We start from the raw sequence: 15,760 nt of genomic DNA on the forward strand, positions 1-15,760 counted from the left end.
TAGCGATACTGGACCATGTAATCACGCATCCAGCCAGACGTATTCCGGAAAGGCAAACCCCATCATGGGACCAAGCGGATTGGAACGCATGCCCTTGAGGTTGGTAGCCAATCCGTCGATATTCGAGATATAAGTCGGGATGATGGTGCCTGCATCGTTGGCGACCATCTCTTGCATCTCCCAGTATATGTCAGTGCGCTTGCTCTCGTCGAGCAACCCGCGCGCTTCGACCAACATGTTGTCGAATTTCTTCGATTGATACTGGCTTTCGTTCCAGGGTGCCTCCGAGCTGTAGAGCAGCGAGAACAGGATGTCCGGCGTCGGGCGCGGATTGATATTCGCAAAATGAATTGGGGCTTTCCGCCAGTAGTTCGCCCAGTAGCCATCCGAAGGCACGCGCTGCACGTCGAAGTTCATGCCGATCTCGGCTCCGGCCTGTTGCATAATGGAAGCAATATCAATTGAAGCGTTGGCGGCATCGGATGCGACGACCGGGATCGTCTGGCCCAGCAGACCGGCTTTCTCGAACAAGGCGCGGGCGCGTTCGGGATCGAAGTCGCGCGGCTTGAGTTCGGTGTTGTGGTACCTATTCGCCGGGGAGACGGGCTGGTCATTGCCGACCTCCGCCTGCCCCCGGAAAACTGAGCGCTGAATCAGTTCACGGTTGATCAAATGTTTCATGCCCTCGATGAAACCTGGCTTGTCTCCCGGCTCTACATGAAGGCGGATGTTGAGGTTAGTGTAATTACCAGAAGTGCTGATCAGGGTACCGACATTCGCGTGCCCTTCCATCATTCGCAGGGAGCGCGCGTTGACCGACCCAGCAATATGAACATCGCCAGACAAAAGTGCATTGACGCGTGCATTGTTGTCAGAAATAGCGAAGAATTCGAAGCTATCGAGATAGGGGCCCTCGTTCTTGAAGTAGTTCGGATTACGCACCGCGATGGAGCGTACGCCGGGCTCGAATTCCTCGAGCATGAAGGCGCCGGTGCCGTTGCCCTTGGAGAAATCGGTGGTCCCGTCGGCCACGATCAGGAAGTGGTGCAACGACAGGATCGTGGGCAGGTCGGCATTGGGTTCGACCAGCACGATGCGCAGCGAAAGGTCGTCTTCGGCTTCGATCTCCTTCATCTGCTTGGCGATTGAATTCACGGCAGAGCCAACATCCGGATCGAGATGGCGCTTGAGCGAGAACACCACGTCAGCGGAGGTGAAGGGCTTGCCGTCATGGAACGAGATGCCCGAGCGCAGCTTGACCTGCCAGGTCTTGGCGTCACTCGATTCGATCGACTCGGCCAGCTCCATGTCGACTTCGCCCGCCTCGTTGAGGAAGGTCAGGCGATTATAGAGCGCGCAGCAGCGCGTGTAATCGGTGGAGAGCGTCGCCTTGGCCGGGTCGAGCGTGTCGGCGGTGGATGACGACCAGCCGGCCGCCTTCATGTGGCCGCCCGTCTTGGGGGTGTCGGCGACGGCCTGGCCGGCCTTCATGAGAAGGCTGCCACCGGCGCCGAGCGCGACGCCCGAGCTTATCAGCATCTTGAGAAGGTCGCGGCGGGTGGCGCCGCGGCGGATCGCGTCTTCGATCAGGGCGTCGTCGCGCCGGGTCCAGTTAGTGGGTGTCTTGTTGGTCATGGATTTGTTCCCTGTTGCTGTTTTGGCTTGCGGATTGGTTATGGCCATTGATTTGAAATGTTGGCCGGAAACCGTGCTCTATATCTTGTCATGGTGGGTTGTTTTGACCCGCCGAGCACCGGTCATGCTCCCCTGTCCAAGCAAGGGAAGCTGGCCGAAGTCTTTAGGTTTTTTGATCAATAATGATTCTCCTATTGGTTAATATTTTCTGGAACGGGAGAACGGCGGGAACGCCGATCTAAAGCTTCCGGCAAAGCCTGAAGGCATCCTGAATCGCGGAATAGATGTCACGGCTCGACACCGCGTCGCCGATCTGGTGAAGCTCGTATCCTTCGGAACGAATTTTGGTCGGTGTTTCCCTGCGGTCGAGCAACCACTCCAGGTCCGTTTTGCCGTCGTTGCGTGAATTTGCCCGCAGAGCGGCATATGCCTCGTCGAAAGGGACCGAACCGTGTTCAATCACGATTTGCTCTGCCACGTGCTGGCTCTCAACATTGCTCAGCTCATGCCGCAGCGTAGCACGTAGGACATTGCCGGACTTTTCCACACGCACCAGTTTCTGTTCCACCAAGCGCGGGATGTTCAAACGCGCGAAACGCTGCCGGTAGCCCGATTTGTCGGTATAGGGCATGTCCAGCGCCACAGCATCATCCGGAGTCACAAACCGGACGGATGCGCCCGCCTCGCCAAATTTCAGAGCGCAGGATGCCGCCGCCTGCCTGCCCGTCGCATCGTAGATCAGGACGTCCTGCTGCCTTGGAACTGCATTGGTCAAAATATCCCAAGTGGTATCGCAATACTCCGCCCCTTCTAGCCAATCGAGGTCGGGCAGGCCCCCGGTGGCCATAATGACGATGTCCGGACGCTCGGCGAGGACGTCTGCTTCATCGACAAAGGCGTTCAACCGTTGGTCTACGCCAAGTCGGTCCAGTTCGGCCACGCGCCAGTCCACGATGCCGATTAGGTCGCGCCGCTCTTCGGCGGCGGCAGCTACCAGAATCTGTCCGCCGAGCCGGGCACCCGCCTCGAACAGCACGACGCGGTGACCGCGTTCGGCAAGTACCCGCGCAGCCTCTAGCCCCGCTGCGCCCCCGCCCACCACGACTGCAGTTTTTGGCACGGAAGCGGGCAGCACGCCATGTGGCAGCACCGTCTCGCGGCCTGTCGACGGATTATGAACGCAGTTGACCTTCTTGTAGAGACAATAGGACGCTCCCACGCAAGGACGGATCCGCTCCTCTTGTCCCTGCATTAGCTTCTGGACGATTTGCGGGTCCGCGATGTGGGCGCGCGTCATTCCCACCAGGTCAACGATGCCCGAACTAATCACATGGCGCGCGGTGGCGACATCACGGACAGCCGCCGCGTGCATCAGCGGCAGCTGCGTTTCGCGCCGAAATGCTGCGACCTCTGTCAGGAAAGGAGCGCTACGCTGAAACATGCCCGGCATGTTGTGTTCAGACAGAACGAGATCACTGTCCATACGCCCGAATATCGCGTTGAAGAAATCGAGATGCCCCTCTGCCTCAAGGATACGCGCGAGTTCGAAGCAATCGGAGGTCGACAGTCCCTCGGGCGAGGCTTCGTCGATCACGAAGCGGATGCCAACCAGCATCTCGTCGCCTACAGCCTTCCGGATCGCCTCGTGCACCATCAACACGAACCGGGCACGATTCTGCAGCGACCCACCGAAGCGGTCATTGCGCAGATTGGTCACGGGCGACATGAACTGCCCCAGAAGATGCCCGCCCGTAACCGTTTCGATCCCATCGAGGCCACCCTCTTTGCAGCGCAGAGCAGCCTCAGCGTAGTCCGATATTACGCGTGCAATGTCTGCCTCATCCATCTCGCGGGGGAAATTCCGAGTGCGCGTCTCCCGTACGCGGGACGGGGCCAGAGCAGGCAGGTGGCCTGCGGCAAAAGATGTCGCTCGACGGCCCAGGTGCGACACTTGCGACATCACCTTCGCGCCGTGGGCATGTATGCGTTGAGACAAATGCTGCAGATGGGGAATGACTGAATCTCCAGCGAGGTCGATTTGCCCTCCACCCCAACTGGAATCGACCGAACTCATCGCGGAACCACCAATCATGGTCATCGCCAGCCCACCCCTCGCCTTTTCCTCGTGGTAGCGAATATAACGTTCACCCGGCACACCGCTGTCATCCAGCATCGAGGCATGACTGGTGCTGATGATGCGATTTTTGAAGTTGACGCCCTTGATCTGGAAGGGCTGAAGCAGCGGATCCTTCGAGAGAGTGCTGCTGTGCTTTTTCTCGCCTGTCTCGAAATGCGCACTCATTCTTCGACTCCCGAAAGCATATCATTGCAATCTTGGCCAATACGGCACTGGCACCGTCGACGTCGACAGGGTGAGGGAGATCTCCGCAATGTGCTGGCTGACCATATTTTCTCAGCGTAGCAGTGGTAAACCGCACGGAGTAGCTTGAAAAAAAACATGCCATTCATAAAGTGAGCGTATGGCTAAGCTCTACCGAGAACTTTCATCCTCCAAGGCACTGTTTATCTTTGAAGCTGCCGCGCGCTGCGGCAGCTTCACGGCAGCGGCTTCCGAATTCAATGTATCTCAGCCCTCCATCAGTCGCACAATCGGGCAGTTAGAAGAAATCCTCGGATTTCCGCTTTTCCTGCGCCGCGCGCGGGGTATCAAGCTAACCCCCGAAGGGCGCATGCTTTATGATAGCGTCAGCATAGGCTTTGGCGGAATAGAGACTGCTCTTCAGATCATCCGACAACGTCGGGAACGCCTTCGTGAAAAACCGCTGGTGACGCTGTCGCTGTCGAGCTCCTTCGTAGCGCATTGGTTAGTCCCCCGGTTCAGCGAATTCAATGAGCGCTTTCCGGATGTCGATCTGCGGTTTGAGCTTGTCAGCGGAAAACTGGGAGACATTCCCAACTCCGTGGACTTAGCGACCCGCGTGGTCGAACCGGACGAAGATAGATATGTCACGTGGGCGTTTGCACCCGAAGTCATCCTACCCGTCTGCAGCCCTCAATACCTGGAGCAGCACGGTCCCATTTGCGATGCAGGCGGACATGTCCTTTTGCATCTCTCTGACCACGACGAGGATGATTGGCGCGGCATTCACCTGTCCGCGGGGACGGAGGATCGCAACACTTGGCATGTGTTCTCTGATTACAGCGTAGTTCTGCAGGCTGCCTTGGCCGGCAAGGGAATTGCGCTGGGTTGGTTGAGCGTGCTGTCAGGTGCCCTTCTGGACGAAAGGTTGGTTCCGGCGTCGACCCACTGCTTCACGACCGGGCGCGTCCACAGCCTTGTCGCCCCTGCCGCGCGCCCGATCCCAGCGGTCGTCACTGAAATTCGCGACTGGCTGATCGCAGAAATGGACGCGGAAGTGAAACACGTGAGAGATAAATTCTCGCTTCAGATTGGCTTAGCGTGAGGTGCCCTTAGTTTCCTAGAAAACTGTCTCGTTCAGTTTCTACTGTCGGAGATGTTAATTGTGGACGGCTCGCGATGGAGGCATATTCACGAAGGTGACATGCTTACGACTCTCAGCCGCGCTTCATTACCTTCCTATCGTGGCGCGCGTAGATCAAGAATACTAACGGGATAAATCAGGGGCGCCCACGGTAGAACGGATTGGCTTTCGGGTTACAGTCGAAGTCAAATGCGCTATGGGCCTGCTCAGTGGCCCGATCTGGAAGGGCTGCATCAATGGGTCGTCGCGCATGGGTCGGCTTATCCTCGTTGGTGGTGGTTTTCTTCTAGCGCGTGCCGGTGCAATCCCGGGTGCGCGGAGTTCACGGGCAGATTTGCAAATAACAAAGCGCATATGCTGTGGTATCCGGGCCGGAAACCGCAGAAAAAGCCGTGACGATTGGTCGATACTGTGTAGGAAGTGGTATCCGACCCCGCGCGGCACGGCCCGACGTGCCTGCGCAACGGAAGAACAGGGATGTGCGTAAGCATGGTGAAACAGGTTGGCGAGTCCGGAAATGACGCTTTGTCCGAAGCAGGCACGCCTACGGAAGACAGTTTTCGCGTGGACAAATTCATGGCGACCGCGCACCGGATCAGCCCGGCCGACCGGACACTCTTGCACGAGCTGACCGTCGGGGTTTTCTGGCCGCATCGCTGGCGCGATCTGGATGCCTTTATCTCGTTGGGCGAAGGGTACCTGGCGGTGGACGAGATCGGCCGCGCCATGGGGTCGGCCATGTGTTTTCGCGCGGAGCCCGATTTCGCCATGCTGGGCATGATGGTCACAGCGCCGCGGCTTCAGACGATGGGCACGGGGCGCTGGCTTTTGCGCCGGGTGATGGATGAACTCCCCAACATGGATATGCGGCTTAGCGCGACACGGCAGGGATACCGGCTTTACAAGGAAGCGGGCTTTGTGCCGCTGACGACGATCTGGCAGCATCAGGGCACGACGCGGCGGGTCCAATTGCCCGATGCGGTACCGGGCGTAACGGCGCGCGTGATGCAGCCGGAGGATACCGCCGCAGTCACGGCTCTGGATACGTATGCGTATGGGGCCGCACGGGACAGGACCCTGACCGAGATGCTGCGCTTGTCTGACGGCATGGTCGTCGAGCGGGACGGCACGATCTGTGGCTTTGCGCTGCGCCGCCGCTTCGGGCGCGGCTGGGTCGTCGGGCCTGTGGTTGCAGAGACCGATGACATCGCGATGATGCTGACCGCCCCGCTGATCAATCTCAGCGAAGGCGAATTCGTGCGTCTTGATACGCCGGTGAAAAGCGAGAAGTTCAACGTGTTTCTGTCAGCCATCGGTATGGGCGTTTACGACACTGTCACCGAAATGTACTTGGGCCACCAGCGTCGTCCGCTGGACGGCCCGCACATTTTCGGACTGGCTGCCCACTCGCTGGGCTGAGCGCGACAGGGATTAGGTCAGGCGGTCCTTGAGCGAGAACCACATGCCGACTAATGGCAGGAACCAAGGGCGGCCCGAATAGCCGGGTACGACCGGCCAATCGAGGTCGGCCAGCGGGTTTGTGTCCTGGCGTCCCAGGGCGATGTCGGCGAGCGACGCACCCACCAGCGTCGACATTTGCGCGCCGTGGCCGGAATAGCCCATGCCGTATATCATACCGTCCATTTCTCCGGCGCGGGGCAGCCTGTCCTTGGTCATGCCGACCAGCCCGCCCCAGCAATAATCGATCTGCACATCAGCAAGATGCGGAAAGATTTGGGCCATGCCGGCGCGAAGGATGGCCCCCGACTTGGCGTCGGAGCGCTGGTCGGAGGTGGCCGAGAACCGTGCCCGCCCACCGAAGATCAGACGGTTGTCGGGCGACAGGCGGAAATAGTTTCCGATGTTCATGGAGGTCACGCAAGTGCGGTTGCCGAGCAGGGTCGCCGCGACTTCGGCGTCGTCTAGCGGGCGCGTGCCCACGATGAAGGAGCCGACCGCGATGATCCGTTTGCGAAAGGGTTTAAGTGGTGCGGAGCCGTGGACGCCCGAGTAGGCACCCGTCGCGGCGATGACACGCTCCGCCCGGAGGGAGCCGCGCGGGGTTTCGACCCGCCATCCGTCGTTCTGCCGGTGTCGGGCCATCACCGGCGCACCTTCCCATATGCGTGCGCCGTGGCCGGAGGCTGCACGGGCCAGGCCGGTGACGTAGCGGCCCATGTGCATCATCGCGGACTTGGGCTGAAGCGTGGCGCCGTGAAAGGCGCGCGACCCGATTTCGTCGGGCAGCTCCGAAGGTTCGAGCCAGCGCGCCTCGGGATCGACCTCGCGCGCAATGAGTTCGCAATTGGCGCGCAGGCCGGCGACATGACCGGGTTTCGAGGCGAGCTTGAGTTTGCCCGAGCGGCGGAAATCGCAGGCGATGCCTTCCTCGGCGATGATGTCCTCGATCATGTCGATCGAATGGTCATAGGCCTTGTAGAGTGCATTGGCGCGTTCCGCGCCCAAATGCGCCTTGGCCGCGGCATAGCCATGCGCGAGCCCGTTGTTGAGATGTCCGCCGTTGCGACCCGAGCCGCCGGCTCCGACATGCTGCGCCTCGAGCAAGGCCACCGAGACGCCCGCGCGCGCAAGCCGCAGCGCAGCGCTGAGCCCGGTGAAGCCGCCGCCGATGATGGCGACGTCGAACCGTCCCTCGACGGGGGCTTCCTGCCCGCCCTCGAATGGCGGGACGGTGTCGAGCCAGTAGGACGTGTATTTCATGTCCGCCTCCGTGTGCATCAAAGCCCGACCAGCGTGGGCAATCCAGAGATGTCCGGAATCTCGGTATATCCATAATAAGGATTGGCGGGCTCGTGGCCGCGATTGACCCAGGCCTTATGGGTGATGCCGAGATCATGTGCCGTCATAAGGTCATAGCGGAAGCTGGACGAGACGTGCAGCACATCCTCTGGGCCACAGCCCAGCTGGTCGAACATGTATTCGAAGGCCCGCATCTGCGGTTTGTAGGCCTGTGCGTCCTCGGCGGTGAAGACATGGGTGATGGGCACGCCGAGATTGGCGATGTTGTGCGAGATCTGGCTGTTCATTGCGTTGGTGAGTGCGACCAGGGGGATCTTGCCCGCGATCTTGGAAAGGCCGGCGGTGACGTCGGGATGCGGGCCCCAAGTAGGCACGCGCTCGTAGATTTCCGCGGCGACGGCGGGATCGAACGCCACGCCGTTGCGCCTGCAGGTGCGTTCGAGCGCGTTGTGCACGACCTCGGCATAGGGTTTCCAGGCGCCCAGCACCTCGTCCAGACGGTAGGCGGAGAAATCGCGAATGAAGACTTCCATCGCGTCGGAAGACAGCACCTTTCCGTAATGGTCGCGCGCGGCCTGGCCCATGTCGAACAAGATCATGGTACCGTGGCAGTCGAAAGTGATGAATTTGGGAGTGAAGGGCATGGGAGTCTCCAAAGGGTTCGAGTTGCCCTTATTCTCGCTGGATCCAGACGGAATGGATTGCCGGGTTTTCCGCGCCGACCGCAGGATATCGCGTTGATCGGGCTGGATGCGGCAAAAGGTGCTGCGGTATCGGGGCGATGCGATGCCCCGCGCCGGGCACTCTGTGCCAGGATGTGCCTTGCAACGCGCCGTGTTCGAAAAAGAGGACTCAAGACATCATGCCATTCTCGCGCAGACCCGAAGAGATGCTGGCTACACTCGTGGCCTATGAAACGGTTGTCGGATGTCCGAACCTATCGCTGATCGACGCCGTGGCGGATTGGCTGGAGGGTCACGGTATATCCTGCCGCATCCTTGTGGGACCTGAAGGCAATCGCGCCAATCTGTTTGCCACTATCGGAGATGCGGCGCAGTCGGGGTATGTTTTGTCGGGACATGTGGATGTCGTGCCGGCGGGCGAGCCGGAATGGCAGGCCGATCCGTTCACCTTGCGCATTCAGGGCGACCGGCTGATCGGGCGGGGCGCGTGCGACATGAAAGGCTTCGTGGCCGCGGTTCTGGCGGCGGTGCCCGATCTGGCGGACATGGCACCTGCCGTTCCGATCCACATCGCGCTGTCCTATGACGAGGAGGCCGGGTGCAAGGGGGTGCCACACATGATTGCGGCGATGCCTGATCTTTGCGCGCCGCCGCTTGGTTGCATCGTGGGCGAACCTACCGGGCTGGTGCCCGTTCTGGCGCACAAGGGCAAGGCCGCGCTGCGTTTGCAGGCGACAGGCGTGGCCGGTCACAGTTCGCGGCCCGATCTTGGGGCTAACGCGATCCATGCATTGTTACCCGTGTTGGTTGCAGCCCGCGCGCAGGCGCGCGCGCTCGAATTGGAAGGCCCGCGCGACGACCGCTTTGCGCCGCCGTGGTCCAGTCTTCAGATCGGCACGGTGGCGGGCGGTCAGGCGCTCAACATCATTCCCGAGCGGGCGGAGGCAGAGATCGAGGTGCGCGCCATCGCCGGCGCCGCGCCGCAAGAGTTGCTGGCACCGGTAATTGAGGCGGCTGAGGCGGCAGGGGTCGAGACGGACTGGCTGTCGAGCTATCCACCGCTGGCGCTGGGTGCGACCGAGCCGCTCTCCGTACTGGTCGCGGAACTGTCGGGCCACGCACCGCTTCCCGCTGTCAGCTTCGGGACCGAGGCGGGGCTGTTCCAGCAGGCGGGCGTTCCCGCGATCATCTGCGGGCCCGGCGACATCGCGCGAGCGCACCGGCCCGAGGAATACCTGACGCTGCCCGAGTTGCGCGCCTGCCATGAGATGATTCTGGAATTGGGCCGCCGCTGCGCTGGCTAGAGGGCGGCATTTCCTGCGGCGCGGCCCGTTGAGGGCGATAGAAAACTGCCGGACCGATTTCGCATCAGGCGAAACATGCCGATCCGTGCGGCCTAGGGTGCAAGAAAATCATCAAGAGTGAATTCATGTCCGAGGCATCTGCACAGACCCCGCCCCACGAGGCACTGGAAATTCGTCCGCTTGGCCCCGAACACGTCGCCGGGGCGCTGGCCCTGTCGCGCCAGGTCGGCTGGCCGCACCGGAAAGAGGACTGGGGCCTCGCCCTGGCCGTTTCGGAAGGTGTCGTCGCGACCGAGGGAGACAAGGTGACGGGCACCGCCTGTTGCAGCCGATTTGGGGCCGTCTCGCTGCTCAACATGATCATCGTTGACGAAGCGATGCGTGGACGGGGCCTGGGCCGCCAGTTGATGCAGGCGGTGATGGCGCTTGTCGCGGGCGGCGAGATGCGCCTTGTGGCGACGCGCGAGGGCCTGCCGCTATACGAAAAGCTCGGCTTCGTCGCCACGCATGAGATTCGGCAGCATCAAGGCATCGCGCGCAGTACCGAGCCGGAGCTTTCGATCGTTGCCGGTACTGTCGCGGATATCGGCCAACTTGCCGAGATGGACCGCCAGGCGAGCGGTCTGGAGCGGCGGGGCCTGCTGGAGCTTATTGCGGCCGAGGGTCAGGTGTTGCTGGCCGAGAATGGTTTTGCGCTCTTGCGGGAGTTCGGGCGCGGTCACGTGGTCGGACCCGTGGTGGCCAAGGACGCAGCCACCGCGCGGGCGCTGATTACCGAAGCCGCGCGCCGCACCGCGGGTGGTTTCCTGCGCATAGATCTGCCCGAGGCAGCCGGCCTGTCGGAGTTCGTGACGGCGCTGGGGCTGGACCACGCAGGAGGCGGCACCGCGATGGCCCTTGCACCCGCGCCGGCAGACACCGGAGACTACAAGACATACGCCCTCGTATCTCAGGCACTTGGATAATCGGAGAAGACCATGCTTGCAAATTCCCTTGTCGAACTCGATCGTCGGCACCTTGTGCATCCTTTATCGTCGTTTCACGGCCACGAGGCCCGTGGCGTGCGCGTCATGCGGTCCGCGCAGGGCGCGCGCGTGACCGACAGCGAGGGCCACGAGCTGATCGACGGCTTCGCCGGACTTTGGTGCGTCAACGCAGGCTATGGCCAGGAAAGTGTGGTCGAGGCCGCAGCTGCGCAGATGCGCGAACTTCCCTATGCCACGGGGTATTTCGACCTGGGCGCCGAAGCGCCGATCCGGCTGGCCGCGGAACTGGCCGAACGCGCGCCGGGTGATCTGGATCACGTCTATTTCAGCCTCGGTGGGTCCGATGCAGTGGACAGCGCCGTTCGGTTCATCCGTTATTTCTGGCACGCGAAGGGCAAACCCGAACGGGATCAGTTCATCTCGGTCGCTCAGGGGTTTCACGGCTCGACCTCGGCGGGGGCGGGGCTGACGGCGCTGCCAGTCTTTCACGAGGGGTTTGGTGTGCCTTATGATTGGCAGCACAAGATTCCGTCGCATTATGCCTACCGCAATCCCGTGGGGTCTGATGAGTCGGAGATCATCGCCGCCTCGACCGCGGCCCTTCGCGCCAAGGCCGAGGAACTGGGGCCCGAGCGTGTCGCCGCCTTTTTCGTAGAGCCGATCCAGGGATCGGGCGGCGTTCTGGTGCCGCCCAAGGGTTGGATAAAGGCGATGCGCGACGTATGCACCGAGCTTGGAATTCTTTTCGTGGCCGACGAGGTGATTACCGGGTTCGGCCGGACCGGGCCGCTCTTCGCCAGCGAAGAGGAAGGAATCGTGCCCGACCTGATGACGGTCGCCAAGGGTCTGACCTCGGGCTATGCGCCCATGGGGGCCGTCTTTATGCGCGATCACGTCTACCAGAAGATTGCCGAAGGAGCGGGCAAGAAGCTGATCGGTCACGGGTTTACCTACTCGGGGCACCCGGTCTCGGCGGCGGTAGGGCTGGAAGTGCTGAAGCTCTATGAAGGCGGCTTGCTGGACAATGGCCGCCGCCAGGGCGCGCGCCTGCAGGCGGGGCTGGCCGGGCTGTCGGACCATCCGCTGGTGGGCGACGTGCGTGGGCGCGGAATGCTGGCGGCGGTAGAGCTTGTTACCGACAAGGAAAAGAAGACCCCGCTGCCCGCGGCGGCGCTGGAGGGCGGTACGCGGCTGTTCGACCGCGCCTATGAGAATGGGTTGATCCTGAGGGCATTTGGGCAGGGGATCCTGGGCTTTGCGCCACCGCTGTGTTGCACCGATGCCGAGATCGACCAGATCGTCGAGCGCACGCGCAGGGTATTGGACCTGACCTTGGAAGACCCCGCGATCCGCGAGGTGACGCGCGCATGACCTTGTTGCTGATCGGACCCTCCGAGCGTGGACGTGTCTGGAGCCAGGTCTTTGAAGAAGCCGGGGCGCCCATGGTGTTCGGCGAGGACGCGGTCGAGGACCCGACGGCCATCGAGCACATTGCCTGCTGGAACCCGCCCGAGGAATTGCGGTGCTATCCCAACCTGAAGACCGTCATCAGCACCGGCGCCGGGGTCGACCAGATGCCGGAGATGCCGGAGGGCGTCGCCCTCGTACGGACGCTGGCCCCCAGTGTCGATGAGATGGTGCGCGACTGGGTTCTGATGGCGAGCCTGATGCTTTACCGCGACATGCCGTGCTATCTTGCGCAGGCCGCCGAGGGCGACTGGCGTGCCCATCCGCCGCAAAGGGCCAGCGCGGGCCGCGTTGGGATCATGGGCCTGGGCCGGATTGGGCGTCTGACGGCGGCGACCATGACGGATCTCGGCTTTGAGGTCGCGGGCTGGAGCCGGTCGGGCACGCCAGTGCCCGGCATCGGGGTCTACCGGCAGGACCAACTGGAACCCTTCCTAGCCCGGACCGATGTGCTGATCTGCCTGCTTCCGCTGACGGATGAGACGAAAGGGCTGTTGTCGACGCCTGTCTTCGGAATGCTGCCCCCGGGGGCGGTGCTGGTCCATGCCGGACGCGGCGCGCAGCTGGATATGGAGGCGATGCGCGCGGCACTGGACGAGGGAACTCTGAAGGCCGCGATGCTTGACGTGACAGAACCAGAACCCCTGCCGAAGGACCACTGGGCCTGGCAAGATCCAAGGGTTGTCATCACGCCGCATATCGGTGGGCAGACGGACTCGGAAGAAGGGGCCCGCCACGCCCTGGACGTCATTCGCGCCAGCCGAGAGGGCGGCGATCTGCCCGGGCTGGTTCATCGAAAGAAGGGGTATTGAGGCATGGGAATGTTCCGGCATTTCGCACTGCGCGACCGGGTAAAACGAAAGATTCTGCCGCTCGCCAAGCAGATTTCAGCCCCACGCCGCCGGTAAACGCGGCGAGTATCAAAGCAAGGAAGCTGCCAAACACGCGAGTAACGCAATGGCAGACAGAGGGAAAGGTTCATATGACCCAGACGACAGCGACAAAGCCGTTGACCGCCTTCAGCTACGTGAGTTTCGACGTGGTCGGTACGCTGATCGATTTCGAATCCGCAATCACCGGTGCGATCGACAGCGTTGCCGCCGAAGCGGGTGTCGAAATTGATCGCGAGAAGGTGCTGGCGTTTTACGGCGCACTGCGACGAGAGCCCGAAGCCGGTCTTTATCCCGACGATATGGCGCGGTGCTATGGCCGTATCGCCGCCGAATTCGGGCTGCCCGATACGCCGGAGCTGCGCACGCGCATCGTCGAGGCGGTGGGCGACGCCGATCCTTTCCCCGACAGCGCCGAAGCGCTGGCGCGGCTTGGACGGCGCTATCGCCTGATTGCTATGACCAACGCCCGCCGCTGGGCATTCGAACGCTACGAGGCCAAGCTGGGACATCCCTTCTGGGCTGGCTTCACCACCGATGACACCGGCACCGAAAAGCCGGATCCGGCATTCTTTCACACGGTCTTTGCCCATGTCGAGGCAAAGGGTGGCGCGACGGATCAGATCTTGCACGCGGCTCAAAGCCAGCACCACGATATCGGTATTTCGCGCCGCCTTGGCATGACGAACGTCTGGATCGAGCGGCGCCATGGCCGGGCGGGCTATGGCGGAACCGTCGTGCCGGAGAGCCATACCGAACCGGATTTTCATTTCAAATCGCTTGCGGAGCTGGCCGATGCTGCCGACCGCGCTGCCGGGACCTGAGCCCGGCATCCCGCCCCAAACCGGACGCCAGAGCCGGACGGGGCCAAGACCTGAACCAGAAACCAAAATCAGCAACAGGGAAGACAAGACATGACCTACAAAAAACCTGACAACTGGACCGCGCGCGATGACGCCATGGTTGAGAACGCCATTCGCCGAGGTGCGTCGCGCCGCGATCTGCTGAAAATGCTCATGGGCTCCGGTGTCGCCCTTGGCGCCGGGAGCAGCCTTTTGATGAGCGCAAGCCGCGCCGTGGCCGAAACGCCCAAGACCGGCGGGCATCTCAAGGCCGCGGGTTGGTCCGCCTCGACCGCCGATACGCTCGATCCGGCGAAGGCATCGCTGTCGACCGACTACACCCGCTGCTGCGCAATTTACAACCGTTTGACCTTCCTCAACGAGGCGGGCGAGGTCGAGATGGAGCTGGCCGAATCGATCGACTCGGACGACGCCAAGACCTGGAACATCAAGCTGAGACCTGGCGTGACCTTCCATGACGGTAAGACGTTGGGCGCGGCGGACGTGGTGTTCACCCTGAAACGCCATCTGGACCCCGATGTCGGCTCGAAGGTGAACTCGATCGCGTCGCAGATGACCGAGATCGAGGCGGTCGACGATCTGAACGTGAAGATCGTTCTGCAAGAGCCAAACGCCGACCTGCCCACCATCCTGGCGCTGCACCACTTCATGATCGTGGCAGACGGCACCACCGATTTTTCGAAGGGGAACGGCACTGGGGCTTTCAAGGTCGAGGAATTCGATCCGGGCGTTCGGTCGACCCTGGTGCGCAATCCGGACTATTTCAAGGAAACCGGGCCGTATCTCGATAGCTTCGAGTATTTCGCTATTCCCGACAACAATGCCCGCGTCAACGCGCTGTTGTCCGGCGACATCCAGCTGGCCGCGGCTGTCAACGCTCGCTCGCTCAAGATGATGGAAGGCCAGCCGGGCGTCGAGACGATGATCAGTACCTCCGGCAACTACACCAACCTTAACATCCGGCTGGATCTGGACCCGGGCGCCAAGGCCGGGTTCATCGAAGGCATGAAGCATCTTGTCCGCCGCGAGCAGATCCAGAAATCGATCCTGCGCGGCATGGCTGAGATCGGCAACGACCAGCCCGTGTCGCCCGCGAACCGCTATCACAACGGCGAGTTGCAGCCCAAGGCCTATGACCCTGAAAAGGCAAAAGCGCTTTTTGAGAAGGCTGGCGTACTCGGCCAGACCATTCCGATTGTCGCCTCGGACGCAGCCAACGCATCGATCGACATGGCGACCGTCGTGCAGCAGGCCGGTGCCGAAATTGGCATGACATTTGACGTGCAGCGAGTGCCGTCGGACGGCTACTGGTCCAATTACTGGCTGAAGTCGCCTGTCCATTTCGGCAACATCAACCCGCGGCCGACGCCGGACATCCTGTTCTCGCTTCTGTATCACTCCGAGGCGCCGTGGAACGAGAGCCAGTATAATTCCGAGAAGTTCGACAGCATGCTGGTCGAGGCGCGCGGCCTTTTGGACGAGACCAAGCGGACCGACATGTACTGGGAGATGCAGGAGATGGTGGCCAACGAGGCCGGCACGATCATCCCGACCTACATCTCGAATGTCGACGGCATGACCACAAAGCTGAAGGGTATGCGTCCAAACCCGCTGGGCGGGCAGATGGGCTATGCCTTTGCCGAATACGTCTGGCTGGACGCCTGAGGCCCCGGCGACACCGAACGCCCGCGCGTGGTACCATGCGCGG

12 protein-coding genes are annotated in these 15,760 nt (G+C 61.8%); 8 read left to right on the top strand and 4 right to left on the bottom strand.

Annotated features, from left to right (window positions below; all coding sequences use genetic code 11):
• Window positions 1–21: 21 nt before the first annotated feature.
• Both RBB32_RS07865 and RBB32_RS07870 read right to left on the bottom strand, forming a co-directional pair.
• Window positions 22–1,635 carry an ABC transporter substrate-binding protein gene (locus RBB32_RS07865; protein WP_306152152.1) on the bottom strand — a complete coding sequence of 538 codons (1,614 nt, stop codon included), beginning with the start codon at window positions 1,633–1,635 and terminating at the stop codon, window positions 22–24.
• Window positions 1,636–1,873: 238 nt separating this feature from the next.
• On the bottom strand, window positions 1,874–3,937 hold the full coding sequence (locus tag RBB32_RS07870; protein ID WP_306152153.1) for an NADH:flavin oxidoreductase: 2,064 nt from the start codon (window positions 3,935–3,937) through the stop codon (window positions 1,874–1,876).
• Between the two features lie 178 nt (window positions 3,938–4,115).
• On the opposite strand from RBB32_RS07870, the gene RBB32_RS07875 reads away from it, so the two are divergent.
• Window positions 4,116–5,060 carry a LysR family transcriptional regulator gene (locus RBB32_RS07875; RefSeq protein WP_306152154.1) on the top strand — a complete coding sequence of 315 codons (945 nt, stop codon included), beginning with the start codon at window positions 4,116–4,118 and terminating at the stop codon, window positions 5,058–5,060.
• A gap of 528 nt (window positions 5,061–5,588) precedes the next feature.
• Window positions 5,589–6,518 (top strand): GNAT family N-acetyltransferase, encoded by a 930-nt coding sequence (locus RBB32_RS07880; protein ID WP_306152155.1) that lies wholly within the window; start codon window positions 5,589–5,591, stop codon window positions 6,516–6,518.
• 12 nt (window positions 6,519–6,530) lie between these two features.
• Here RBB32_RS07880 and RBB32_RS07885 read toward each other — a convergent pair whose 3' ends face one another.
• A complete protein-coding gene (locus RBB32_RS07885; RefSeq protein ID WP_306152156.1) occupies window positions 6,531–7,820 on the bottom strand; it encodes an FAD-binding oxidoreductase in 1,290 nt (429 codons plus the stop codon).
• A 17-nt stretch (window positions 7,821–7,837) separates the two neighbouring features.
• Window positions 7,838–8,503, bottom strand: coding sequence for a haloacid dehalogenase type II (locus RBB32_RS07890; protein ID WP_306152157.1), 666 nt, complete (start codon window positions 8,501–8,503; stop codon window positions 7,838–7,840).
• Window positions 8,504–8,748: 245 nt separating this feature from the next.
• On the opposite strand from RBB32_RS07890, the gene argE reads away from it, so the two are divergent.
• From argE to RBB32_RS07920, 6 genes are all read left to right on the top strand, one after another.
• Window positions 8,749–9,846 carry an acetylornithine deacetylase gene (argE, locus tag RBB32_RS07895; RefSeq protein WP_306152158.1) on the top strand — a complete coding sequence of 366 codons (1,098 nt, stop codon included), beginning with the start codon at window positions 8,749–8,751 and terminating at the stop codon, window positions 9,844–9,846.
• Window positions 9,847–9,971: 125 nt separating this feature from the next.
• Window positions 9,972–10,811, top strand: a complete 840-nt coding sequence (locus tag RBB32_RS07900) for a GNAT family N-acetyltransferase (protein WP_306152159.1) — start codon at window positions 9,972–9,974, stop codon at window positions 10,809–10,811.
• A gap of 12 nt (window positions 10,812–10,823) precedes the next feature.
• Window positions 10,824–12,203 carry an aspartate aminotransferase family protein gene (locus RBB32_RS07905; protein ID WP_306152160.1) on the top strand — a complete coding sequence of 460 codons (1,380 nt, stop codon included), beginning with the start codon at window positions 10,824–10,826 and terminating at the stop codon, window positions 12,201–12,203.
• Window positions 12,200–13,111 (top strand): glyoxylate/hydroxypyruvate reductase A, encoded by a 912-nt coding sequence (locus RBB32_RS07910; protein WP_306152161.1) that lies wholly within the window; start codon window positions 12,200–12,202, stop codon window positions 13,109–13,111. Before RBB32_RS07905 ends, RBB32_RS07910 begins: the two co-directional genes overlap by 4 nt.
• A gap of 170 nt (window positions 13,112–13,281) precedes the next feature.
• Window positions 13,282–14,013, top strand: coding sequence for an HAD-IA family hydrolase (locus RBB32_RS07915; protein WP_306152162.1), 732 nt, complete (start codon window positions 13,282–13,284; stop codon window positions 14,011–14,013).
• 90 nt (window positions 14,014–14,103) lie between these two features.
• On the top strand, window positions 14,104–15,717 hold the full coding sequence (locus tag RBB32_RS07920; protein WP_306152163.1) for an ABC transporter substrate-binding protein: 1,614 nt from the start codon (window positions 14,104–14,106) through the stop codon (window positions 15,715–15,717).
• Window positions 15,718–15,760 lie beyond the last annotated feature (43 nt).

The organism is Roseovarius sp. MMSF_3281, from assembly GCF_030733685.1.
In the GTDB taxonomy this organism is placed as follows: Bacteria; Pseudomonadota; Alphaproteobacteria; order Rhodobacterales; family Rhodobacteraceae; genus Roseovarius.